We start from the raw sequence: 22,567 nt of genomic DNA, 5'->3' as shown, positions 1-22,567 counted from the left end.
TCATGCCTCCCTCGCTTTTTTGTCCTGATACTACGTGGACTGGAACTCAAATTCTCTTAAGTGAACAGCATTGCGCCAGCTGGCGGGGCCTTTTGCATGCTGCGGCTGGCAGAAGATCACTCGTCCTTCTTGTCTCGCGACAGCAGGGCGATGGCTGCCTCTTTCGGATTCTTGCCTTCGTACAGCACCTTGAAGATCTGTTCGCAGATGGGCATCTCGACGCCGCAACGGGCCGCCAGCAGATGCACTTCCTTGGTGTTGCGATAGCCTTCCACCACCTGGCCTATCTCGGCCATGGCGGTGTCAACCAACTTGCCCGCTCCCAGCGCCAGACCGAAACGGCGGTTGCGCGACTGGTTGTCGGTACAGGTCAGCACCAGATCCCCGAGCCCCGCCATCCCCATGAAGGTCTTGGCGTCGGCCCCGAGGGCGGCGCCCAGACGCTGCATCTCCACCAGACCCCGAGTGATGAGCGCGGTTCTGGCGTTGGCGCCAAAGCCGAGTCCGTCAGAGAGACCGGCACCGATGGCGATGACGTTCTTCACCGCCCCGCCCAGCTGCAGACCGATGAAGTCCGGATTGGTATAGACCCGGAACGAGCGGCCGCAGTGTAGCAGGTGGGAGAGATCGTCGGCAAAGTCGTCGTGGGTCGAGGCCACCGAGATGGCGGTCGGCAGACCGGCGGCCAGCTCGCGGGCGAAGGTCGGGCCCGAGATGACCGCCAGTGGAATGGCATCCCCCAGCACCTCCCGCGCCACCTCTTGCAGCAGACGGCCGCTGTCCGGCTCCAGCCCCTTGGTGGCCCAGGCGATCCGGGTATCCGGGCGCAGGAAGGGTTTGACCCGGGCCAGTACCTGGCCGAACACATGACTCGGCACCACCAGCAGCAGCACGGGAGCGGCTTGCACCGCCGTCTGCAGATCCGACGTCAGTTGCAGATCGGCCGGGAAGGGGACATCCGGCAAGAATGCCTTGTTGCAGCGATCCTGTTCCAGCTCGGCGACATGGGCAGGGTCGTGACCCCACAGCAGGGTCGGATGACCGTTGCGCGCCAGAGAAATGGCAAGGGCGGAGCCATAAGACCCCGCCCCCAGGACCGAGATTGCGATCTGGTCGGCCATTATCAGGCTTCCGCAGTCGCCTGCTGGGCCTGTACCTGCGCCATGTGCTGGGCGAACAGGGCGTCGAAGTTGACCGGTGCCAGGTTCAGCTGCGGGAAGGACCCCTTGCTCACCAGGTTGGATACCGCTTCGCGGGCATACGGGAACAGGATGTTCGGGCAGAAGGCCGCCAGGCAGTGGGCCAGTTGCGGCTCAGGCAGGTTGCCGATGGTGAAGATGCCGGCTTGCTGCACTTCGCACAGGAAGGCGGTCTCGGTTTCCAGCTTGCAGGTGACAGTCAGGGTCAGCACCACTTCATAGACGCTGTCGGCCAGGACATTGGTCTTGGTGTCCATGTCCAGCTTGACGTCCGGCTGCCACTCTTTCTGGAAGATGTGCGGAGTATTCGGGGCTTCGAAGGAGACATCCTTGGTGTAGACACGCTGGATGTGGAATTCCGGTTGCACTTCCTGATTGTTGATTTCGTCAGCCATTTCGTTTGATTCCTTTTTAAGATAATGAGTGGGCGCAGGCCCTTAAATCAGCGTTTTTTGGTCACCGGCAGATTGTCTGCACGCCATTGGGCCATGCCACCGCTGAGCACATACACCTGCTTGAAACCGGCCTTGCTCAGTTGGCGACCCGCGCCACCAGCGGTCATCCCCGACTCGCACACCACTATGGTGGGGGCATCCTTGTGCTTTTCAACCGGACCCAGATTATTCGCCTGGATCTGGGCGAGCGGTAGGTGATGGGCCCCGGCCAGATGACCCTTGGCAAATTCATCCTGACTGCGAATGTCCACGACGGTGGCATTTTCACGGTTGATAAGCAGGGTAGCGGCGTGGTTGTTGACCGCCTTCACCGGAGAAAAACGAGCACGCACAGTGGTGTACACCAGGGTGCCTGCCAGGCCCAACCAGGCTGCGGTCAGCAGCGGATTGCGGGCCGCGAAATCCAAATACTCTTGCATCTTCTACTATCCAGGGACCAAGACAAGGGCCCGAGTATACATGGGGCCCTGCATAAGATCAGCCATCTTGGCGGCAAAGCGAGAGCAAGCTCCCATCAGGGATGGCTGCCGATTCTTCCTCCTCCAACCGGGCCGAACGAGAGGATGCGCCATGCCGAAAAGAGGGGGAAAACAGAGGAAAACCCGCCGAGGCAGACAAGCCGGCAACATGCCTAAAACAGCGGGATAACAGTTAAAAAGCGAGGCTGGAGAGGGACTTGGCTATCAGGTGACTATTTCGGCAGATGTAGTAATATTACGCTAGTTTCACTTCCCGCAATTCATTCCTATCCGAGAGGACATAGCCTTATGTCAACAGCTAAGAAACCGCTGGTTCTGGTCATCATGGACGGTTGGGGCTACAGCACCAAGCAAGAGTACAACGCCGTTGCTGCCGCCAAGACCCCCAACCTGGATCGCCTGGCCCGTGACTACACCAGCACCCTGATCTCCGGCTCCGGCCTGGACGTGGGTCTGCCGGACGGCCAGATGGGCAACTCCGAAGTGGGCCACACCAACATCGGTGCCGGTCGCGTCGTCTATCAGGAGCTGACCCGCATCTCCAAGGACATCCAGGACGGCGACTTCTTCCAGAACGTCGAGCTGGCCAAGGCTGTCGACGCTGCCGTGACCAAGGGCAAGGCCGTGCACATCATGGGGCTGATGTCCCCGGGTGGCGTACACAGCCACGAAGAGCACATCATGGGCATGATCGAGATGGCCGCCAAGCGTGGCGCCGAGCAGATCTACTTCCACGCCTTCCTGGATGGCCGCGACGTCCCGCCGCGCAGTGCCCAGTCCTCCATCGAGCTGTTCGACGCCCTGTTTGCCCGACTGGGCAAGGGTCGTTTCGCCTCCATGATCGGTCGTTACTACGCCATGGACCGCGACAACCGCTGGGATCGCGTGCAGCAGGCCTATGACCTGATGACCCAGGGCAAGGGCGAATTCACCGCCGACAACGCCACCGACGCGCTGGCCGCCGCCTATGCCCGCGACGAGAACGACGAGTTCGTCAAAGCCACCCGCATCGGCGACGCTGTACCGATGATCGACGGCGATGCGCTGATCTTCATGAACTTCCGCGCCGACCGCGCCCGCGAAATCACCCGCGCCTTCGTCGATACCGACTTCACCGGCTTCGCCCGCACCGCCACCCCGGCGCTGCACTTCGTGATGCTGACCGAATACGCGGCCGACATCAAAACCGCCTGTGCCTACCCGCCCACCGCCCTGGTCAACACCCTGGGTGAGTGGCTGGCCAAGCAGGGCAAGACCCAGCTGCGCATCTCCGAGACCGAGAAGTACGCCCACGTCACCTTCTTCTTCAACGGTGGCGAAGAGGCCTGCTTCAGCGGCGAAGATCGCGAAATCGTGGCGAGCCCGAAAGTGGCTACCTATGACCTGCAGCCGGAGATGAGCTCCGAAGAGCTGACCGACAAGCTGGTTGCGGCCATCAAGAGCGGCAAGTACGACGTCATCATCTGCAACTACCCGAACGGCGACATGGTCGGTCACACCGGCGTGTTCGATGCGGCCGTCAAAGCCTGTGAAGCGGTCGACCACTGTATCGGTCGCGTCACCGACGCCCTGGCGGAAGTGGGTGGCGAGTGCCTCATCACCGCCGACCATGGCAACGCCGAGAAGATGATGGACGAAGAGACTGGTCAGGCCCACACCGCCCACACCAATCTGCCTGTTCCCCTCATCTACTTCGGTCGTAAAGCCGAGGTCGCCGAAGGTGGCAAACTGTCCGATCTGGCCCCGACCATGTTGACTCTGATGGGTCTGCCTGTGCCGCCGGAAATGACTGGCAAGCCCCTGATGATTCTGAAATAATCCTGCCCCATGCGGGGATGCGAAATTATTTCACAGAAAACCAGTCGCGTCGGCCTGTTGGCCGGCGCGCTGTTTTTTTGCCTGATCGGCGGTACCGGCACAGCCCAGGCTGCGAACCAGCAGCTGGGGGCCATGCAGTCCCAGATCAAGGAACAGCAACAGACCCTCAAGCTCAGCAAGCAGGAGCTTGCCAAGCTCAACACCCAGCTCAAGGCTGACGAGCAGGCCATTTCGGCTGCCGCCGCCAAACTCGAGCAGACCAGACAGCAACTCCGGCAGAACCAGCAGAAGCTGGCGTCCCTGCAGCAGGACAAGCTGGCACTGGAGCAACAAGCAAAACATCAGAAACAGTTGCTGGCCAAGCAGGCGGAAAGCGCCTTCCAGGCGGGCAACCACGATTACCTCAAACTGCTGCTCAACCAGCAGGATCCGGCCAAGCTGAGCCGCGCCCTCGACTACTTCGACTACCTCAACAAGGCACGCATCGAGGCCATTGAAGCCCTGCGCGCCACCCGTGACAAGCTGGCCAAGAACCAGCAGGCCACCAGGGAGACCGAGAACCGCCTCCAGACCCTGCTCGGCGAGCAGCAGGAGCATCACCAGAGCCTGCTGGCCAGCCAGCAGAGCCGTGCCAAGGTGCGCAACCAGTTGCAGCAATCGGTGCAGGCCGACGAGCAGAAGCTCGACAAGCTGGTCAAGGCGGAGAAGGCGCTCAAGGCGCGGCTGGAAGAGCTGCGTCGTCAGCAGGAAGAAAAGGAACGCCGCGAACGGGCCGAGCGGGAGCGCCTTGCCAAGATCAAGGCCGAGCAGGAGCGCCAGCGCCGTCTGGAGGCCCAGCGCCTGGCAGCCGAGCAGAAGCGCATCGAGGAGCAGCAGCGGATCGCAGCCCAGCAGCGCCAGGTCGGCGAACAGCAGCGGCTGGCGGTCCAGCAGCAACGCGTCGCCGAACAACAGGCCAAGGTGGCGCAGCAGCAAGCTGCTGCCCGCAACAGCGCCAAGGCAAGCAGCAACGGCTACGGCGGTCTGAGCACGGGTGGCAACCTGCGCTGGCCGGTGCAGGGCCCCATCCTCATCTCCTACGGCTCGCCGCGTACCGCCGAGCTGAAGTGGAAGGGCACCCTGATCGGCGCCAGCGAAGGGACCCAGGTCAAGGCGGTGGCACCGGGCCAGGTGGTCTACGCCGACTGGCTCGACGGCTTCGGCATGCTGCTGGTCATCGACCACGGCAAGGGCTACATGAGCCTCTACGGCCACAACCAGTCGCTGCTGCGCCAGGTGGGACAAAAGGTGGAGCAGGGTGAGCCCGTGGCCCTGGTCGGCGACAGCGGCGGACAGGAGCGCTCCGGCCTCTACTTCGAGATCCGCTATCAGGGCGAGGCCATCAACCCGACCAAGTGGCTGGCCAGACGCTAAGCCCACCTTGGCGGTGCCCGAGTGGAGTCCGCTACCTCATCCCCAGCCCTTCTCCCGCGAGGGGGGCAGGGAGCAAAAGACAGCAACACCGCGTCGTTTACCACTTCACCTGACAAAAAGTCTGCATCGCGCAGGCTTTTTGCTTGCCAGGGGGGGCACCACACCGCTCGCCCCGATGATGAAAACTTACCTCTTTTCCACCCCGCTCAGGGGAAGACCACCAGCCCGATCTGCTCCAGCAGCCCCTGCTGATCTTCATTGATCTGCACCCCGGCGAGGTTGACCCGGCGCAGATCCAGACCGGGCAGATCGCACTGGCGCAGATCGCACCCTTGCAGGTTGAAGCTGGTCCAGTCGATTTGCCCGAACTCGGAGCCGCTGAGATCCGAGCCCGCCAGGGAGGCGCCCAGCAGGTTGGCCCCCTGCCAGCGGTTGCCGGCAAGCTCGCACCGCTCCAGCAGGCAGCTTTCGAAGTTGGCGTAGCTGAAGTTGTTGCCGGTGAGGTGGGCTTCGCAGAAGTAGCTTTTGGCGGTGATCCGGTTGGCGAAGCTGGCATGGGCGAAGTTGATCCCCATGGCCTGGCAGTCGCGCATCTCCAGCCCAAGACACTGGCTGCGGCCGAAGTCCGACAGGGTGAGATCGCAGCGCAGGAAGCTCGCCTCCCTCAGATCGCAGCCCTGAAACAGGCATCCCAGCTCCCGTTCCCTGTCATAGAAGCTGCAGTCGACGAAGCGGCTCTCCCCGAGATCGAGCCAGGAGAAGTGACAGCCGATGAAGCGGCACCCCTGGAACTGCTCCCCCTCCACCTCCTGCTGCTCGAAGTGGACCCCCTCGAAACACCTGCCCTTGATCATCCCCTGCCCCCTGTTGATGGCGTCATATGCTGACATTGCCGTGCAAAAACGGTAATGTTACGTGTAACATTTTTTGCCGGATCCCCAGATGAACGACACCCGCAAGCGCCGCCCTACCCTGCAGGACATTGCCGACCTGACTGGTGTCACCAAGATGACCGTCAGCCGCTACCTGCGCGACCCGTCCGCCGTGGCCGAAGGGACCCGCGAGCGCATCGCCGCCGCGGTGGAGGAGCTCGGCTACATCCCGAACCGGGCGCCGGACATGCTGTCGAACGCCACCAGCAAGGCGATCGGCATCCTGATCCCCTCCCTCTCCAACCAGGTCTTCTCGGCGGTGATCCACGGCATCGAGGCGGTGACCCGGCCCGCCGGCTACCAGACCCTGCTCGCCCACTACGGCTACAGCCCGGAGCGGGAGGAGGAGCAGGTCGCCTCGCTCCTCTCCTACAACGTGGACGGGCTCATCCTCTCGGACACCCAGCACACCGAGCGCACCCGCAAGATGATCGCCACCGCCGGCATCCCGGTGGTGGAGACCATGGATCTGCCCCTCTCCCCCATCGACATGGTGGTGGGCATGGATCATCGGGCCGCCGCCCGGGCCATGGTAACAGAGATGCTGCGCCGGGGACGGCGCAAGGTGATCTACCTCGGCGCCCGGCTCGACGTGCGCACCCAGCTGCGAATGGAAGGCTACTACCAGGCGATGGCCGATTTCGGTCTGACCGGCCAGCACCTGCTGACGGAGCAATCCTCCAGCTTCACCCTGGGGGGAGAGCTGCTGGCCCAGGCCATGGCGCGCTTCCCCGATCTCGACGGCCTGTTCTGCACCAACGACGACCTGGCGGTGGGGGCCCTGCTGCAATGCCAGGCCAGGTGGATCCCGGTGCCCCAGCAGGTGGCCATCGCCGGCAGCAACGCCCTCGACATCGGCCACGCCATGACCCCCAAGCTCGCCAGTATCGTCACCCCCCGCGAGACCATAGGTCGCGAAGCCGCCATCATGCTGCTGGCCCGCCTCGGCGGCCAGCCGCTGGCGACCAGGTGCAAGGACATCGGCTTCTCCCTCTATGAGGGGGAAAGCCTCGGCTGATCCCCGGCCATCATGGCGCATTCGACCGCCATGATGGCGCCTTCTCCCCTCTCCCCTCGCCGTCCCCTGGCCTATGCTGGCTCCTCCATCCCCCCTGTCAGGAGCAGACCATGCACCACACCGAACGATTGAAAGCCTGCCTGCAGCGCGTCATCTGCGATCCCGCCTTCCCCCTGGCGGAGCTCGACGCCTGGTTCACCCCCGACTACTGCCAGGAGGTGAACGGCGAGCGGCTCGACTACCCGGCGTTTCACCAGCACATCGCCACACTGCGCCGCCATCTGGCCGGGGCGAGCATCGAGTTTGTCGCCACCCTGGCGCAGGTGGAGCGGGTGCACTCGACCCATGTGGTACGGGCCACCCGCCAGGACGGCGGCACCCTGGTCTGCAAGGTGAGCGGCCTCTTCACCTTTCGCGGCGATCGGATCTGCCATACCGACGAGGTGACCTGTCTGCTGGCAGGCAGCAAGGAGGATGCGGATATCGGCTCGCGGTGCTGACTGCCGGCAACCCGCAGACACCGCCATGGCGGGCAGGAAGGCAGACAATGCGCCCTCAGGCCGCCGGTTCGCGCCGGGCAAGGCGCTGGAGTGCGCGGGACAAGGCGCCGGGATCCTCGTAGCCGAGCCGATCGGCGATCTGGGCAAGCGTGAGCCCCCGGTGCTGCAACTGGCGCGCCCGTCCCAGCACCACCTGCTCCCGCCACTGGCGAAAGCTGCACCCCAGCTGCTGGAGGAAGAGCCGGTTGAGGGTACGCACCGAGGCGCCGCGAGCAGGTCGGCGCGCTCCAGCTCCTGGCCAAGCACCGTCAGATAGGCCCCCTTCACCTCCCCCTCGGCCAGCTCGGGCAGGCGGGCGAAGAGGCCCGCCAGCAGCGTGCTGGCCTGCAGGGGGCCGAAGGCGGTGCGGGCCGACGTCGGCACATAGAGGAGGGAGAGCCGGGAGCGGCGCAGCACGCGAAACTCGTGCTCCCACCCCGCCGGAATAAAGCAGATCTGGCCTGCCATCAGCAGTTCTCCCTCCCCTCGCCCCGTGATGATGCCGCCCCCGTCGTGCAGATAGCAGTATTGGGCATGGGGGTGGCAGTGCAGCGCGGTGAAGTGCCCTTGCGGGTAGGATGGATGCAGACAGGACATGAAGGCTCCAGGGGAGAGGGGCGGCCCCCGACCTTAAGCCAGGGCGAGGCCGGAAGCAAACGGCCCACCCCCTCCGGGGGCGGAAAAACAGCAGGCCACCCGGGGGTGGCCTGTTTAATTTTTCTAAACGATATTTGCTTAGCGTTTAACCAATTCAACCGCTTCCCGGGAGAGGCGGGTCACCTCCTCCCAGTTGCCGCTCTTGACGGCGTCTGCCGGCAGCATCCAGGAGCCGCCGACGGTGGCCACACATTTCAGCGCCAGGTAGTCGGCCACGTTTTTCGGGCCGATGCCGCCGGTGGGGCAGAATTTCACCTGGGGCAGGGGCGCCGCGATGGCGGAGAGTGCATTGGTGCCGCCGTTCGCCTCGGCCGGGAAGAATTTGAGGTGGTCGTAGCCTGCTTCCAGCGCCTGCATCACCTCGGACGGGGTGGCCACCCCCGGGATCAGCGGCGCCGTGCTCTTGGCCGCGTGGGCCAGCAGGGCCGGGGTCATGCCCGAGGAGATGACGAAGCGGGCACCGGCAGCGACGGCGGCATCAAACTGCGCGCAGTTGAGCACGGTACCGGCACCGACCATGGCATCCGGCATCGCCTTGGCGATGAGGGCGATGGCGTCCAGCGCCACCGGGGTGCGCAGGGTGATCTCGAACACCGAGATGCCGCCATCCAGCAGGGCCTTGGCCATCGGCAGGGCCTGCTCCAGGTCGTTGATGACCATCACGGGTACCAGGGGGGAGGCGGCAAACACCTCGGCAGGGGTCACTTTCCAGTTCTGCATAGCTCTTCCTTAGTCAAAGATGGTGGCGCCGAACTCGGCGCTCGATACCGCGCGACGCATCACGCTGAACAGTTCACGGCCCCACCCCTCTTGTTCCAGGGTGAGGTCGATCTCGGCCTGGGTACGGCCACTCAAATCGGTCAGGCAGTCGAGGCGGCCGGACTCGGCATCCACCCGCAGCAGGTCGCCATCGGCGAGCAGGCCGATGGCCCCACCGTGCAGCGCTTCCGGGGTGACGTGGATGGCGGCCGGGATCTTGCCGGAGGCGCCGGAGAGACGGCCGTCGGTGACCAGGGCCACCTTGTGACCCGCCTTCTGCAGGTTGCCAAGCACCGGCATCAGCTTGTGTAGCTCCGGCATGCCGTTGGCGGCCGGGCCGTTGTGGCGCACCACGATGACGGCGTCCTGGTTCAACTCACCGGCCTTGTAGGCCGCCTCCACCGCATGCTGGGAGGAGAAGACCCGGGCCGGGGCCTCGATGACCCGATACTCGGGCGCGACGGCGGAAACCTTGACCACGGCGCGGCCCAGGTTGCCCGCCAGCAGCTTGGTGCCGCCGGTGGCCTGGAACTCGCTGCCAGAGGGGGAGAGCACGCTCGGATCCGCGCTCTCGCCCACTGGTTGCCACACCAGCTTGCCATCCACCAGTGCCGGACGGCTGAGGTAGTCCTGCATCTCGCCGAAGACCGGGGTGGCATCCATGTGGATCAGCCCCTCTTCGGCCAGACGACGCATCAGGCCGGGCACGCCCCCCGCCTGTTCGAAGGCGTTGACGTCCGCCGGGCCGTTCGGGTACATGCGCACCAGGAGCGGCACCACGTCGGAGAGATCGCTCAGGTCGTCCCAGGTCAGCTCCAGCCCGGCGGCGCGGGCCAGCGCCACCATGTGGATGCTGTGGTTGGTGCTGCCGCCGGAGGCAAGCAGGGCCACCAGGCCGTTGACCAGAGCGCGCTCGTCGATCACCGCACTCAGGGGGCGATAGGCCGGAGAGCCCGGGATCATGGCGCTGATGCGGCGGGCCGCTTCTTCGGTGAGGGCGTGGCGCAGCTCGCTGTGCGGATGCACGAAGGCGGAGCCCGGCAGCATCAGGCCCATGGCTTCGAACACCAGCTGGTTGGTGTTGGCGGTGCCGTAGAAGGTGCAGGTGCCCGCCGCGTGGTAGGCGCCGCACTCCATCTTGAGCAGGGCGTCGCGGCCCACTTCACCGGCAGCGTACTGCTGGCGCACCTTTATCTTCTCGTCGTTGCTGATGCCGCTCGCCATGGGGCCGGCAGGCACGAAGGCGGTGGGCAGGTGGGCGTGGGAAAGCGCCCCCATGATCTGGCCCGGTGCAATCTTGTCGCAGATGCCGAGCAGCAGGGTGGCGTCGAAGGTGTTGTGGGAGAGGGAGACCGCGGTGGCCTGGGCGATGAGGTCCCGGGAGAAGAGGGACATGTCCATCCCCGGCTGACCCTGGGTCACGCCGTCGCACATGGCGGGTACGCCGCCGGCAACCTGGGCACTGTGGCCGAGCTCCGCCAGGGCGCCCTTGATGATGTCCGGATAACCCTGATAGGGCTGATGGGCACTCAGCATGTCGTTGTAGGCGGTGACGATGGCCACGTTGGCGCGGGTCATGTCAAGGATCCGCCCCTTCTCGTCACAGCTCGAGGCGGCCACGGCGTGGGCCAGGTTGCCACAGGAGAGGGAGGCGCGGGTCTTGCCCTGATCGGCCTGGCGCTGGATGCGGGCCAGGAAGCGGGCACGGCGGGCGGTGCTGCGCTCGCGGATGCGGTTGGTCACCTGGGTGATCACGGGATGGGTCATAGCTTTCTCTCCAACTCTATATACGGGCGCGGTCGGCCGCAGCCGGGCGCGCGACATGGCTCATTGCGCCTGCGTCAGCGCGGTGACGGCACGGTCGACCACCTGTTCGAAGGTCCCGTCGATATCGATGCGAAACACGCCGGGCTCGCCATCCGGTCGCTCCAGGGTATCAAACTGGCTTTGTACCATGGCTTCGCGCATGAAATGGCCCTGCCGTGCCCGCATCCGTTCGAGAATGAGAGACTGGCTGCCATCCAGAAACAGGAAACTCACCGAGTCGTTACCCTCGCGGATCTGATCGCGGTACTGCTTCTTGAGGGCCGAGCAGACGATGACGCCGAGCTCGTTCTTGCGCTCCAGGCTGTAGGCCGCATCGCGGATCCGCTCCAGCCAGGGGGCCCTGTCTTCGTCGTTGAGCGGGTTGCCCGCCGCCATCTTCTGGATGTTCGCGCGAGGGTGCAGATCATCGCCGTCGATGAACTTGGCCCCCAGGGCATTGGCCACCTTGAGGCCGATGCTGGACTTGCCGCTGCCACACACACCCATCACGATAATGCACTTGCCCGCCATTATTTGACCTCTCTCTCACTTTTCAAAAAACGTTCGCCTGATGGGTTCTAAGCTACCACGTTACCGGTAACATGTTACCGGTAACGTTTCGCAATGTGAAGTGCAGCACAGAAATGTGCAGAACAACAACTAGAACCATTTGAGGACAATTTTATGGACGGAGCAATGAACACACCCGATGTCGCCTATCTGCTCTCGGTAGCGGGCGGAGCCATTGTCATGTTGCTGGTGCTGATCATGCGATTCAAGGTACATGCCTTCGTGGCATTGACCCTGGTCAGCATGCTGACGGCCCTAGCCACCGGGGTCACCTATGACCAGGTGATCCCCACCATGCTGACCGGTTTCGGCGGCACCCTGGCCTCGGTCGCGCTGCTGGTCGGCCTCGGCGCCATGATAGGCCGGATCCTGGAGATGACGGGGGGCGCCAAGGTACTGGCCGATACCCTGATCAACCGCTTCGGCTCCCACCGCGCCCCCTTCGCGCTGGGTGTGGCCTCCCTGCTGTTCGGCTTCCCGATCTTCTTCGACGCCGGCCTCATCGTCATGCTGCCCATCATCTTCAGCGTGGCGAAGCAGTTCGGCGGCTCCGTCCTCAAGTATGCCCTGCCCTCCGCCGGTGCCTTTGCGGTGATGCACGCCTTCCTGCCGCCCCACCCGGGCCCGGTGGCCGCCAGCGAACTGCTGGGTGCCAACATCGGTCTGCTCACCATCGTGGGCCTGCTGGTCGCGCTGCCCACCTGGTATCTGGGTGCCTACCTGTTCGGGCTCTGGTCCGGCAAGAAGTTTGAGCTGCCCCTGCCCCCGAGCTTCACCGCCAGTGCCGAGCAGATCTCCGACAAGGCGCCGAGCTTCGGCCAGGTGATCTCCATCCTGCTGCTGCCGCTGGTGCTCATCTTCATGGATACCGGCCTCAATACCCTGGGCGTCATGGGCGTCATCGACAAGGGTGCGGACTGGGTCAACGTGCTGCGCATGGTCGGCAAGACCCCGGTCGCCCTGCTCATCACTGTGCTGTACGCCCTCTGGATGTTCCGCCAGAGCCAGGGCAAGGTGCAGCTCGAGAAGTTCTGCAACGACGCCCTGGCCCCGGTCTGCGCCGTCATCCTGGTCACCGGTGCCGGCGGCATGTTCGGCGGCGTATTGCGGGCGAGCGGCATCGGCACCGCGCTGGCCGACGTGCTCTCCGATACCGGCATGCCGGTGATCCTGGCGGCCTTCCTAGTGTCCGCCGCGCTGCGGGTTGCCCAGGGTTCCGCCACCGTGGCCCTGACCACCACCGCCGCCCTGATGGCGCCGACCGTGGCCGCCACCACCGGCCTGAGCGAGCTGGACCTGACCTTCATCGTCATCGCCATCGCCGGGGGCGCCACCGTGCTCTCCCACTTCAATGACTCCGGCTTCTGGCTGGTCAGCCGCTTCCTCAACATGGACGAGAAGACCACCCTCAAGACCTGGACCGTGATGGAGACCCTGCTCGGTACCATCGCCTTCCTCATCGTGGCCACGGCCAGCGCCATCCTCTGACGAAAACACATCGGGGCCGCATCCGTCGGCCCCGATGTGATATTGCACCGACTTTTTACGGATTCTTGCTTGGGCCCATCGCCACAGATTGCTAGAATTGCCTATTCTTCGCCCCGAGTGGAACGCTTCATCCCGTGATTTCAGGCTTCTCTATGCATTCATCGGCACATTATCGACAGTTGCTGACCCGCTTACCCCAGATCGCAGTTGCCGCGGATCAGTTCCAGATACTCAGCAGCGCCAAAGACTTCAAGAGCCGGATCCTGTCGCTCATCGCCCATGCGACCCAGCGCATCTATCTGATCGCGCTCTATCTGCAGGATGACGAGGCGGGACGGGAGATCCTCTCCGCCCTCTATGCCGCCAAGCAGCGCAATCCCTCTCTCGACATCAAGGTGTTCGTCGACTTCCACCGCGCCCAGCGCGGCCTGATCGGCAAGGGCAAGCAGGGGGGCAACCACCTGATGTACCAGGCCATGGCCGCCAGCCACCAACACCAGATCGAGATCTACGGCGTGCCGGTCAAGGGCCGCGAGCTGCTCGGGGTGCTGCACCTCAAGGGCTTCATCTTCGACGACACCCTGCTTTACTCCGGCGCCAGCCTCAACGACATCTACCTGCACCAGCAGGAGCGCTACCGCTTCGATCGCTATCACCAGATCCACAGCCCGGCACTGACCCGCAGCATGGTCAACTACGTGGATGACGTCTTCCTCGGCAGCGAGGCCGTCCAGCGGCTGGATCGCACCGGCATCCCCGGCGCCAAGCAGCTCAAGGGACCGATCCGCCGCTTCAAGCAGCGTCTGCGCCTCTGCCAGTACCGCTTCGAGAGCATCCAGCCCAACGATCGGGAGATCGCCGTGACCCCCATGGTGGGCCTGGGCAAGCGGGGCAACCAGCTCAACCGGATGATCCGCAACCTGGTGCGGGCCACCGAGCGGGAGATCTTCATCTGCACCCCCTACTTCAACCCCCCCAAGGAGTTGAACAAGGACGTGGAGGCGCTGCTCAAACGCGGCTGCAAGGTGACCATCGTCGTGGGCGACAAGACCGCCAACGACTTCTTCATCCCCCCGGAGGAGAAGTTCTCCACCATCGGCGGTCTGCCCTATCTCTACGAGACCAACCTGCGCAAGTTTACCGAGCGCAACCAGCACCACATCGACAACGGCCGGCTCAACCTCATGCTCTGGTGCTGCGAGAAGAACTCCTATCACCTCAAGGGGATCTTCGTGGATGAGGAGTGGGCCCTGCTCACCGGCAACAACCTCAATCCCCGAGCCTGGGCGCTGGATCTGGAGAACGGCCTGCTGGTACACGACCAGCACCATCACCTGCGCGAGCAGTTCAGTGCGGAGCGGGAGAACATCCTGGCCCACACCCGCCGCATCAGTCACTTCGACCAGATAGAGCAGATTAAGGATTACCCGGATCAGGTGCGCAAGCTGCTGGCCCGGATCCACAGGGTCAAGGCTCACCTCCTGCTCAAGCGCATCATCTGACCGCCAGGACACCCCGTCAGTGAAAAGGCCTGCCGTTTCCGGCAGGCCTTTTTCATGGATGGCCCTCCCCCCGCTCCCTTGCCCACCAGCCCGGAACGGCACAACGCGGCTTGCATCGAGGCCGCAACAACCCCTATCATCTGGACATATTTACAGTGTTTTCGGGCATCTAATTGATGAAATTGGATAAAATCTCTCTCGACAGCCTCAAGGGTGTCGGCAGCAAGATGCTGGAGAAGCTCGAGCGGCTGGGGCTGGCCACGGTACAGGATCTGCTGTTCCACCTCCCCCTGCGCTACGAGGACCGCACCCAGGTGTGGCCCATCGGCGATCTGCCGCCCGGCCTGCACGGTGCCGTCGAGGGCGAGATCCAGGACACCCAGCTGGTGATGGGGCGCCGCCGCATGCTGGTGTGCCGTATCAGCGACGGCACCGGCAACCTGACCCTGCGCTTCTTCAATTTCACCGCTGCCCAGAAAAACAGTCTGGCTCAGGGCCGCCTTATCCGCTGCTTCGGCGAGACACGTCCCGGAAAGTACGGCCTGGAGATGGCCCACCCCGAGTACAAGCTGCTCGGCGAGGAGCAGGCCGGCCAGACCGAAGAGGCCCTCACCCCCGTCTACCCCACCACAGAGGGGCTGCGCCAGCTCACCCTGCGCAGCCTCACGGATCAGGCCCTGGCCCAGCTCGACCTCTACGGGGTCGAGGAGCTGCTGCCTGCCGGCCTCTATCCCCAGCAGATCGATCTGGCCGCGGCCCTGAAGCTGCTCCATCGCCCGCCTCCCTCGGTGGCGCTGGCCCTGCTCGAGAGCGGCCAGCACCCGGCACAGCAGCGGCTGGTACTGGAAGAGCTGCTGGCCCACAACCTCTCGGTCTTGAAGGTGCGCGCCCAGGCACAGACCCAGCTGGCCCGTGCCCTCAAACCCGCTCCCGAGCTGGTCCGGCAGCTGCTCGGCGCCCTGCCGTTCACCCCCACCGGCGCCCAGAGCCGGGTGGTGGCGGAGATAGCCAGGGATCTGCAACAGAGCCACCCCATGATGCGGCTGGTCCAGGGGGACGTGGGCTCAGGTAAAACGCTGGTCGCGGCACTGGCCGCCCTGCAGGCCATCGGCAACGGCTGTCAGGTGGGGCTGATGGCGCCGACCGAGCTGCTGGCCGAACAGCACGCCATCAACTTCGCCAAGTGGCTGGAACCGCTCGGCATCGGGGTCGGCTGGCTGGCGGGCAAGCAGAAGGGCAAGGCACGAGAAGAAGCGCTGGCCGCCATCGCCGACGGCAGCGTCAAGATGGTGGTGGGTACCCACGCCATCTTCCAGGAGCAGGTGGTATTCCAGCGCCTCGCCCTGGTCATCATCGACGAACAGCACAGATTCGGCGTACACCAACGGCTTGCCCTGCGGGAGAAAGGAGAGCGGGAGGGGGTACATCCCCACCAGCTCATCATGACCGCCACCCCCATCCCCCGCACCCTGGCGATGACCGCCTATGCCGACCTCGATACCTCCATCATCGACGAGCTGCCACCGGGCCGCACCCCCATCACCACGGTGGCGCTGCCGGACAGTCGCCGCCAGGACGTGATCGAACGGGTCAGACTTGCCTGTGAGGAGGGCAAGCAGGCCTACTGGGTCTGCACCCTGATCGAGGAGTCGGAGGTGCTGGAGTGCCAGGCCGCCGAGGACACCGCCGCAGAGCTGCAGAACCTGCTGCCCGGCCTGCATATCGGGCTGGTACACGGCCGGATGCGACCGGTCGAGAAACAGCGGGTGATGGAGGAGTTCAAGGCAGGCATACTGCAACTGCTGGTCGCCACCACCGTCATCGAGGTGGGGGTGGACGTGCCCAACGCCAGCCTGATGATCATCGAAAACCCGGAGCGACTGGGGCTGGCGCAACTGCACCAGCTGCGTGGCCGGGTCGGGCGCGGCTCGGTGGCCTCCCACTGCGTGCTGCTCTATCATGCCCCCTTGTCCAAGACGGCCCAGAGCCGGCTCGGGGTGCTGCGGGAGACCAATGACGGCTTTATCATCGCCCAGCGGGATCTGGAGCTGCGCGGCCCGGGCGAGCTGCTCGGCACCCGCCAGACCGGCCTGGCTGACCTCAAGATCGCCGATCTGGTACGCGACCAATCGCTCATCCCGCAGGTGCAGAAGATGGCGCGCTTCCTGATGGACCGCCACCCAGATCATGTCGAACCCTTGATACGACGCTGGCTCGGCCTGCGGGATCACTACTCCAATGCCTGACCAAGGCAGAGGCAAAAGATGGGCGCATTGCCTGCTGGATAGACACCCGAGCCATGACGAGCCCTTGATACGGCGCTGGCTCGGCCTGCGGGATCACTACGCCACTGCTTGACCAAACAACAGAAACAGGAGGAAAGCACTGATGAATTCCTGGCTGCGCGGCCTGCTCTACACCCTTGCCTTCCTGTTGCTCTTTGTCTGGGTCGGGCTCGGCCTGTTCGACGCCGAGCGGGCCAAGGGGCCCATCGCCGGCTGGCTCAGCCAGCAGACCGGCGTACCCGTCACCATAGGCCGACTGGTGTTCAACCCGCTTCACCCTTACACCCTGCTGGCGGAACAGGTGCGCTATGGGGATGCGGTACAGCTGGAAAAACTCTATCTGGAGATCGAGCACATCGACTGGTTTAACCGGGATGTGCGCATCGCCCACCTAGACCTCATCCGTCCCGTCATCAAGCTGCCGCTCCCCAACCAGCTGCCAAGCCTGCCGGTTCACTCCCTCACCATCAGCGACAGCACCATCGACAACCTGAGCCTGCAGAGCGAGGCCCTGACCCTGCGCGGCCTCAGTGCGTCCTTGAGTGACTGGGAACTGATCGACCCGAGACGCCAGCCCCAGGCCAACCTCACCCTGGGCATCAACCAGCTGGAGACCCCCATGTTCACCCTGGCCCGTCTCAGCCTAAAGGGGCGGCTGGAGGGGCAGGTGCTCAGTACCGACAGACTGACCACCAACTTGTTCGACGGCCTGCTCGAGACCGGCATGGTGCTGAACTGGCCAGAGCGCAGCCTGCAACTGCACGATCTCAAGGCCCGCGCCATGCGACTCGAGCTTGGTGACATTCCCCCTGGCGAGTTCCCCCTGCGCCGCATCACCCTGGACAGGGGTCAGCTTGCCCAGGTGAGCATCAATGCCATCGATCAGGAGCTCTCCCTCAACAACTTCAACGGCCAGCTCACCGCCTTCGACTGGCAGGCGGGCAGCCAGCCCAGCGGCTATCTGGCGGGCACCCTGGGCGACATGGGCCGCGGCCTGTTCCAGCTTGAGGCCATCGAGGGCAAGCTCGCCTTCTCCCCCCGGCAGCTGGATGCCGAGCTGCGGGGCAAGGCATACGAAGGGGAGTTCAACGTCGAGCTGGCCCTCGACACCCAGCAGCAGAAGCTCATCCTGAAGGATCTGGCCCTGAGCGGCATGGATATCAGCTTGCCCCAGGGGTGGTGGCAGGATTGGCAGGGCTGGCGCCCGCAACAGATCGACATCCGCAAACTGGCCTTCGACAAGCTCAAGGTGCTCTCTTTCGACGACACCCTGCCCCTCTCCCTGACCGGCTGGCAACTCTACCTGAACGATCTCGCCCTGCGGGGCAACCAGCTAGGCACCTTGCTGGGGCGTGCCCGCATCGAGAGCAAGTGGTTCGAGCTGGTGTGGGACGGTCTCAGTGCTCGCAACGGCACCCTGGATGGCGAGCTGACCCCCAGCTCCTGGCAGCTCAACACCCTCGCCACCTCCCTGCCCGACGAGGGCTCCCTCAACCTGAGCGGCCAGTGGGGCAGGACGCCCGGGCAGGAGAGCCGCCTGCAGTTGCAGGGCAAGCAGCTGGATCTGGAGCAGTGGGGCAAGTTACTGCACTCCCCCGTCTCCTTCGCGGGCAAGGTGGATCTGGCGGCAGATCTGCAGGCCGACCTCAACGGGCAGCCCGGCGAGCAGACGGCCAACTGGCGCCGGACCCTTCAGGGCAGCCTGAGCCTGGAGAGCAAGGATCCCTTCTGGGACAAGGTCGGCATCGACCCCCTGCTGGATGACTGGTTCAGGGAGCAGACCCCCCCCGATCTGACACCGCAGACGCTGTGGCAGGCGATGCAACGCGGAGACACCCCCTTCTATCAGATCAGGCTGGATGCCAGGGCGGAGCAGGGCAAGGTGCGGATCGAGCAAGGCGGTGCCTCCACCATCACCCACCTGCTGGCACTGCAAGGGGGTGTCGACCTGGCCGCAGACCAGTGGCAGCTCGACCTCGGGGTCCTGAACAAGGGACGCTGCGCCGAGCTGCTCGCCCGCTGGCGCGGCCCCCTCAATGCGCCCGACCTGGGCTGGAGTTTCCCCACGGGACAGGACGCCTGTGGCTGGGAGGCGGGTGTGCGCTACCCCGCCCAGGGACGAAGCGGCCCGCTCTGGCGCCCACGGCCACCCGCCGCCCAATAACGAACAAGGCCTCGCGAAGAGGCCTTGTTGCTGTGAACATCAGGGATCAGCGTGCGCCGCGCTTGATGGGCAGCACCACGTACTGACCGACAAACTCCACCGCCAGCTTGCGGCCACTGAACAACTGCACCCGCAGGCTGAACTTGGCGGATTCTCCGCCCCTCAGCGGCTCGAGCACGGCGGGCATGCCCTCCCGGGCCACCCGCGCCTCCGGCTCTTCGCTCACCGGCCGGTAATACTTGATGTTGCCCTCGGCCAGCACGGTATCCCCTCCCAGCCCTGCCTCCTTGAGCTGCAACCAGATGAGACCCCAGCCCGCCAGCACGCACTGGCTGTAGATGCTGCCGGCGAACATGGTGTCGCGGACGTTGAGATTGGCCGCCAGGTTGGCCTTGAGGTGGAAGGTCTGGCCATCGTAGTGGGTGATGTGCACCCCCATCTTCTCGCTGATGGGAATACCCCGCGACCAGCGGGTGGTGAGATCCTGGCACCACTCCGGACGGTACTGGATGGTCTGCATGGGACTCAGGGACTTGATCATCTGGCGGTGAGGGATGCGGCCGAAGGAGACGGGGCCTTCCCCTACCTCGAGGAAGCCGCAGCGGCGATAGAACTCCACTGCCTCCTGGCGGGCGTTCATCACCAGCCGTTTCACCTTCTCGTCGCGGGCAAGCTGCTCGAGATCTTCCACCATGCGGGCGCCCAGCCCCTGGCCGCGAAATTCGGGTCGCAGCGCCATAAAGCGGATCTGGGCTTCATCGCCGCCCACAAAGAGGCGACCCACGGCGATGGGCGTTCCGTCGGGTGAGAGCATCAGCCGGTGAATGGCGACGGTATCGTACTCGTCACGCTCGGAGCCAAGGGGCAGATTGAAGGGTTTGCGCAGCAGTTCCCAGCGCAACTGATAGTAAGCATCCAGCTCCGCTGGTGTTTCTGGGGTGACTACCCGGTACATAAAGCGATCCTTGAGTGTGCGCCGACTGGCAGATGGAAGGACTGACGCAACCATTTCTCCCGGCGCAGCCTGTAGTAGGTATCCAGCTCGGCTGCCGTTTGGGGGGTGACCACCCGGTACATAACAACATCCTTGAGTTACACTGGTCGAAAGCCATCTTGCCGTGCAAATTCATGGACTTCAATCTGCAAGCGTACCAAGCCGATCACTTATTGCACCTCAGCGCCAAACCCGAACGCCGCGTTTCGGTGCTTGAAAATGCCCGTCATCGCTGGCTGGAAATGGACGGCGTGGTGCAATCCGCTATGAGCCTCCACCAACCGGCCCGCCTCTGTCTGCCTCATCAACGGAGCATCGCGGAGCAGTTGCCAAAGCAGGCAAGCAGGATCCTGGAGCTGGGGTTGGGCGGAGGGGATCTCACCCGTCACCTGGCGGCACGCTGGCCCGATGCCCACCACGACTGCGTGGATCTGGATGCCGAGATCCTCACCCTGTTCCAGCAGTTCTTCCTCCCCTCGTCAGGGGGCTCGCCTCGGCTGCATCACGCCGATGCGCTGCACTTCCTGCACCAGCGCCAGGAGAGCTACGATCTGGTGCTGCTGGACTTGTTCAGCCAGGACGGCAACCCCCTGCTGCTGTTCCAGGCCCCGCTCTATCAGGCGCTGGCCAGCCGCCTGAGCGGCACCCTCATCATCAATCTGCTGCCCCGCACCCGGCTCGAACAGGCACAGGCTCTACGATTGGCAGAGGAGTGGATAGGCCCGACCCACGTCCACGACGTGCCCGGCTACCGCAACGTCATCCTGCACGCGACCCGTCAGCTTAGCCTAGGCGGGCGAGCACCGGCAGGGTGAAGAACCTGCGAAGTGTGCAGGCATCGCGTCCTGCCCTCCGGTGAATCCTGACCTGCCTGCCACCCTTATACCTGCAGCCAGAAGGTGACGGGGCCGTCGTTGAGCAGCCTGACCTTCATGTCGGCGGCGAAGCGGCCGGTTTCGGTCGGCACGCCGCTCTCCCTGGCGCGGGCCACGAAGTACTCATAGAGTCGCTCGGCATCTGCGGGATGGGCGCCACCGGAGAAGCTGGGTCTCATCCCCTTGCCGGTATCCGCCGCCAGGGTGAACTGGGAGACCACCAGCAGGCTGCCACCCACCTGACTCACGTTGAGGTTCATCTTGCCGTTCTCGTCAGAGAAGATGCGATAGCCGCTCACCTTGTGCAGCAGCTTGTCCGCCTTGGCCTCGTCATCCCCCTGCTCCACCCCGAGCAGCACCAGCAACCCCTGGCCGATGGCCCCAGTCACCTCTCCCTCTACCGTTACGCTGGCCTCGCTGACCCGCTGAATCAGTGCAATCACATCCCTCTCCTCTCAAAACAGCACGACCGCCCATCCTGCGGGATGAGCGGTCGTCGATGCTACCAATAAATGCCCTGCCCGGGCTAACGTCTTTGTGTCGGGATCCGGTGTGATGGCCGACCGGCGTCAGGCCAGCTCCTCTGCACCGGGCTTCTCGTACTCCCCGAGACAGGCGGTGGTCTCGGCCCCCAGCAACACCACCAGCCAGCTCAGATACACCCAGACGAACAGGATGGGAATGGTCGCCAGGGCGCCATAGATGGCCTGGTAGGAGGGGAAGTTGGTGATGTAGATGGCAAAGCCGCGCTTGGCCAGCTCGAACAGGGTGGCCGCCACCAGGGCACCGATGAAGGCGTGGGTCAGCCGCACGCGGCAGTTGGGCACCACGGTATAGATCAGCAGGAAGGTGAGCACGGAGAAGAGGAACGGCAGGCTGCGCAGCAGCAGATAGCCGATACCGAACAGGCTGTCAGCCGCGAACAACTTGAGCGAGAGAATGTAGGAGGAGATGGCGATGCTGGCCCCGATGAGCACGGGGCCCAGGGTCAGGATCATCCAGTACATGGCGAATGCCTGGGCCAAGGGCCGGCTTCGGGTGGATCGCCAGATGTAGTTGAGGTTCTTGTCGATGGCCGAGATGAGCATCAGGGCCACCACGATCAGGGCACCGATACCGACGGCCGTGGTGTTGGTGGCGTTGGCCACGAAGCCGTCGATGTACTCCTTGAGCATCTCGCCGGCGGTGGGGACGAAGTTGTGATAGACGAACTGCTCCATCGCCTGCTTCAGGCTCTGGAACACCGGAAAGGCCGACATCATGCCGAACACCACGGCGATCATGGGCACCAGGGAGAGCAGGGTGACATAGGCCAGGTAACCGGCGGTCACCGTCAATCTGTCCTGCTGGAAGCGGCCCCAGACAAACTGGGCGAAGTGGGCACCATCGTGGCGCAAGAAGGAGAGTGCATGGGCCAGACGGCCGCGGATCTGCTGCTGCATCTTGTTTCTCGTAAGCGTGATCATGCAGACATTGTGTCAGATAGGGTGGTCATTTGGCCACCCGCAGACCGGCCGGATGCGCCTCCATCGAACTAATACCAATCGGATTAAACATTAGGTCAGTTTTATCCAATCTCGGCTACAAAGTGACATCACCCGCTCCACATCGGCA

20 protein-coding genes and 1 pseudogene are annotated in these 22,567 nt (G+C 64.2%); 9 read left to right on the top strand and 12 right to left on the bottom strand.

Going from position 1 to position 22,567, the window contains the following annotated elements; translation table 11 throughout:
* Positions 1 to 116 precede the first annotated feature (116 nt).
* The 3 genes from gpsA to OKB81_RS11720 are packed head-to-tail and all read right to left on the bottom strand — an operon-like array spanning position 117 to position 2,073.
* Complete coding sequence (gpsA, locus tag OKB81_RS11730; RefSeq protein WP_160837862.1) at positions 117 to 1,121, bottom strand: NAD(P)H-dependent glycerol-3-phosphate dehydrogenase; 1,005 nt, start codon at positions 1,119 to 1,121, stop codon at positions 117 to 119.
* A 2-nt stretch (positions 1,122 to 1,123) separates the two neighbouring features.
* A complete protein-coding gene (gene secB, locus OKB81_RS11725) occupies positions 1,124 to 1,594 on the bottom strand; it encodes a protein-export chaperone SecB (protein WP_010672547.1) in 471 nt (156 codons plus the stop codon).
* A gap of 47 nt (positions 1,595 to 1,641) precedes the next feature.
* On the bottom strand, positions 1,642 to 2,073 hold the full coding sequence (locus tag OKB81_RS11720) for a rhodanese-like domain-containing protein (RefSeq protein WP_160837860.1): 432 nt from the start codon (positions 2,071 to 2,073) through the stop codon (positions 1,642 to 1,644).
* Between the two features lie 348 nt (positions 2,074 to 2,421).
* Between OKB81_RS11720 and gpmM the strand changes: the two genes are divergently transcribed.
* Together gpmM and OKB81_RS11710 are read left to right on the top strand one after the other, a co-directional pair.
* Positions 2,422 to 3,951 carry a 2,3-bisphosphoglycerate-independent phosphoglycerate mutase gene (gpmM, locus tag OKB81_RS11715; protein WP_039039496.1) on the top strand — a complete coding sequence of 510 codons (1,530 nt, stop codon included), beginning with the start codon at positions 2,422 to 2,424 and terminating at the stop codon, positions 3,949 to 3,951.
* 9 nt (positions 3,952 to 3,960) lie between these two features.
* The gene (locus OKB81_RS11710) at positions 3,961 to 5,364 is read left to right on the top strand and encodes a peptidoglycan DD-metalloendopeptidase family protein (RefSeq protein ID WP_160837858.1); all 1,404 of its coding nucleotides are present in this window, start codon (positions 3,961 to 3,963) and stop codon (positions 5,362 to 5,364) included.
* Positions 5,365 to 5,570: 206 nt separating this feature from the next.
* On the opposite strand, the gene OKB81_RS11705 is transcribed toward OKB81_RS11710, so the two are convergent.
* Positions 5,571 to 6,218 carry a Qnr family pentapeptide repeat protein gene (locus tag OKB81_RS11705; protein WP_160837856.1) on the bottom strand — a complete coding sequence of 216 codons (648 nt, stop codon included), beginning with the start codon at positions 6,216 to 6,218 and terminating at the stop codon, positions 5,571 to 5,573.
* 88 nt (positions 6,219 to 6,306) lie between these two features.
* Here OKB81_RS11705 and OKB81_RS11700 point away from each other — a divergent pair, with 88 nt between their 5' ends.
* Together OKB81_RS11700 and OKB81_RS11695 are read left to right on the top strand one after the other, a co-directional pair.
* Positions 6,307 to 7,314 (top strand): substrate-binding domain-containing protein, encoded by a 1,008-nt coding sequence (locus OKB81_RS11700; RefSeq protein ID WP_039039499.1) that lies wholly within the window; start codon positions 6,307 to 6,309, stop codon positions 7,312 to 7,314.
* Positions 7,315 to 7,424: 110 nt separating this feature from the next.
* On the top strand, positions 7,425 to 7,814 hold the full coding sequence (locus tag OKB81_RS11695) for a nuclear transport factor 2 family protein (RefSeq protein ID WP_160837854.1): 390 nt from the start codon (positions 7,425 to 7,427) through the stop codon (positions 7,812 to 7,814).
* Between the two features lie 55 nt (positions 7,815 to 7,869).
* Here the strand turns inward: OKB81_RS11695 and OKB81_RS11690 are convergent, their stop codons facing one another.
* The 5 genes and pseudogenes from OKB81_RS11690 to OKB81_RS11670 form a co-directional block, all read right to left on the bottom strand.
* Positions 7,870 to 8,073: a helix-turn-helix domain-containing protein gene (locus tag OKB81_RS11690; protein ID WP_270664098.1), complete on the bottom strand. Its 204-nt coding sequence runs from the start codon at positions 8,071 to 8,073 to the stop codon at positions 7,870 to 7,872.
* A gap of 164 nt (positions 8,074 to 8,237) precedes the next feature.
* Positions 8,238 to 8,450: pseudogene (locus OKB81_RS11685) on the bottom strand (cupin domain-containing protein); the annotation flags it as partial.
* 138 nt (positions 8,451 to 8,588) lie between these two features.
* Entirely contained in the window at positions 8,589 to 9,230 is a 642-nt protein-coding gene (locus tag OKB81_RS11680) for a bifunctional 4-hydroxy-2-oxoglutarate aldolase/2-dehydro-3-deoxy-phosphogluconate aldolase (RefSeq protein WP_270805251.1), read from the bottom strand.
* Positions 9,231 to 9,239: 9 nt separating this feature from the next.
* Positions 9,240 to 11,036: a phosphogluconate dehydratase gene (edd, locus tag OKB81_RS11675; protein ID WP_160837850.1), complete on the bottom strand. Its 1,797-nt coding sequence runs from the start codon at positions 11,034 to 11,036 to the stop codon at positions 9,240 to 9,242.
* Positions 11,037 to 11,096: 60 nt separating this feature from the next.
* Positions 11,097 to 11,606, bottom strand: a complete 510-nt coding sequence (locus OKB81_RS11670) for a gluconokinase (RefSeq protein WP_039039504.1) — start codon at positions 11,604 to 11,606, stop codon at positions 11,097 to 11,099.
* 165 nt (positions 11,607 to 11,771) lie between these two features.
* Between OKB81_RS11670 and OKB81_RS11665 the strand changes: the two genes are divergently transcribed.
* The 4 genes from OKB81_RS11665 to OKB81_RS11650 all read left to right on the top strand — a co-directional run bounded on the left by OKB81_RS11665 (position 11,772) and on the right by OKB81_RS11650 (position 19,084).
* Positions 11,772 to 13,133: a GntP family permease gene (locus OKB81_RS11665; protein ID WP_234716541.1), complete on the top strand. Its 1,362-nt coding sequence runs from the start codon at positions 11,772 to 11,774 to the stop codon at positions 13,131 to 13,133.
* Between the two features lie 152 nt (positions 13,134 to 13,285).
* Positions 13,286 to 14,635, top strand: coding sequence for a CDP-diacylglycerol--serine O-phosphatidyltransferase (gene pssA / locus OKB81_RS11660; protein WP_160837848.1), 1,350 nt, complete (start codon positions 13,286 to 13,288; stop codon positions 14,633 to 14,635).
* A 176-nt stretch (positions 14,636 to 14,811) separates the two neighbouring features.
* Complete coding sequence (gene recG / locus OKB81_RS11655) at positions 14,812 to 16,881, top strand: ATP-dependent DNA helicase RecG (RefSeq protein ID WP_160837846.1); 2,070 nt, start codon at positions 14,812 to 14,814, stop codon at positions 16,879 to 16,881.
* Positions 16,882 to 17,023: 142 nt separating this feature from the next.
* Complete coding sequence (locus OKB81_RS11650) at positions 17,024 to 19,084, top strand: AsmA-like C-terminal region-containing protein (protein WP_160837844.1); 2,061 nt, start codon at positions 17,024 to 17,026, stop codon at positions 19,082 to 19,084.
* Positions 19,085 to 19,130: 46 nt separating this feature from the next.
* Here the strand turns inward: OKB81_RS11650 and OKB81_RS11645 are convergent, their stop codons facing one another.
* Positions 19,131 to 20,039, bottom strand: a complete 909-nt coding sequence (locus OKB81_RS11645) for a bifunctional GNAT family N-acetyltransferase/hotdog fold thioesterase (protein ID WP_160837842.1) — start codon at positions 20,037 to 20,039, stop codon at positions 19,131 to 19,133.
* A gap of 173 nt (positions 20,040 to 20,212) precedes the next feature.
* Between OKB81_RS11645 and OKB81_RS11640 the strand changes: the two genes are divergently transcribed.
* Entirely contained in the window at positions 20,213 to 20,893 is a 681-nt protein-coding gene (locus OKB81_RS11640) for a methyltransferase domain-containing protein (RefSeq protein ID WP_160837840.1), read from the top strand.
* A 65-nt stretch (positions 20,894 to 20,958) separates the two neighbouring features.
* On the opposite strand, the gene dtd is transcribed toward OKB81_RS11640, so the two are convergent.
* Together dtd and OKB81_RS11630 are read right to left on the bottom strand one after the other, a co-directional pair.
* Positions 20,959 to 21,396, bottom strand: coding sequence for a D-aminoacyl-tRNA deacylase (gene dtd / locus OKB81_RS11635; RefSeq protein ID WP_039039510.1), 438 nt, complete (start codon positions 21,394 to 21,396; stop codon positions 20,959 to 20,961).
* Positions 21,397 to 21,522: 126 nt separating this feature from the next.
* On the bottom strand, positions 21,523 to 22,395 hold the full coding sequence (locus tag OKB81_RS11630) for a virulence factor BrkB family protein (RefSeq protein ID WP_160837838.1): 873 nt from the start codon (positions 22,393 to 22,395) through the stop codon (positions 21,523 to 21,525).
* Positions 22,396 to 22,567: the final 172 nt, after the last annotated feature.

The organism is Aeromonas sp. QDB56 (assembly GCF_027705505.1).
Lineage (GTDB): Bacteria > Pseudomonadota > Gammaproteobacteria > Enterobacterales > Aeromonadaceae > Aeromonas > Aeromonas caviae.
This window is presented reverse-complemented; position numbering and strand designations above follow the sequence as displayed.

Excerpts from the sequence above, each read along its gene's own strand:
- gpsA (WP_160837862.1), bottom strand. The coding sequence starts at position 1,121 with ATGGCCGACCAGATCGCAATCTCGGTCCTGGGGGCGGGGTCTTATGGC.
- secB (WP_010672547.1), bottom strand. The coding sequence starts at position 1,594 with ATGGCTGACGAAATCAACAATCAGGAAGTGCAACCGGAATTCCACATC.
- OKB81_RS11720 (WP_160837860.1), bottom strand. The coding sequence starts at position 2,073 with ATGCAAGAGTATTTGGATTTCGCGGCCCGCAATCCGCTGCTGACCGCA.
- gpmM (WP_039039496.1), top strand. The coding sequence starts at position 2,422 with ATGTCAACAGCTAAGAAACCGCTGGTTCTGGTCATCATGGACGGTTGG.
- OKB81_RS11710 (WP_160837858.1), top strand. The coding sequence starts at position 3,961 with ATGCGGGGATGCGAAATTATTTCACAGAAAACCAGTCGCGTCGGCCTG.
- OKB81_RS11705 (WP_160837856.1), bottom strand. The coding sequence starts at position 6,218 with ATGATCAAGGGCAGGTGTTTCGAGGGGGTCCACTTCGAGCAGCAGGAG.
- OKB81_RS11700 (WP_039039499.1), top strand. The coding sequence starts at position 6,307 with ATGAACGACACCCGCAAGCGCCGCCCTACCCTGCAGGACATTGCCGAC.
- OKB81_RS11695 (WP_160837854.1), top strand. The coding sequence starts at position 7,425 with ATGCACCACACCGAACGATTGAAAGCCTGCCTGCAGCGCGTCATCTGC.
- OKB81_RS11680 (WP_270805251.1), bottom strand. The coding sequence starts at position 9,230 with ATGCAGAACTGGAAAGTGACCCCTGCCGAGGTGTTTGCCGCCTCCCCC.
- edd (WP_160837850.1), bottom strand. The coding sequence starts at position 11,036 with ATGACCCATCCCGTGATCACCCAGGTGACCAACCGCATCCGCGAGCGC.
- OKB81_RS11670 (WP_039039504.1), bottom strand. The coding sequence starts at position 11,606 with ATGGCGGGCAAGTGCATTATCGTGATGGGTGTGTGTGGCAGCGGCAAG.
- OKB81_RS11665 (WP_234716541.1), top strand. The coding sequence starts at position 11,772 with ATGAACACACCCGATGTCGCCTATCTGCTCTCGGTAGCGGGCGGAGCC.
- pssA (WP_160837848.1), top strand. The coding sequence starts at position 13,286 with ATGCATTCATCGGCACATTATCGACAGTTGCTGACCCGCTTACCCCAG.
- recG (WP_160837846.1), top strand. The coding sequence starts at position 14,812 with ATGAAATTGGATAAAATCTCTCTCGACAGCCTCAAGGGTGTCGGCAGC.
- OKB81_RS11650 (WP_160837844.1), top strand. The coding sequence starts at position 17,024 with ATGAATTCCTGGCTGCGCGGCCTGCTCTACACCCTTGCCTTCCTGTTG.
- OKB81_RS11645 (WP_160837842.1), bottom strand. The coding sequence starts at position 20,039 with ATGTACCGGGTAGTCACCCCAGAAACACCAGCGGAGCTGGATGCTTAC.
- OKB81_RS11640 (WP_160837840.1), top strand. The coding sequence starts at position 20,213 with ATGGACTTCAATCTGCAAGCGTACCAAGCCGATCACTTATTGCACCTC.
- OKB81_RS11630 (WP_160837838.1), bottom strand. The coding sequence starts at position 22,395 with ATGCAGCAGCAGATCCGCGGCCGTCTGGCCCATGCACTCTCCTTCTTG.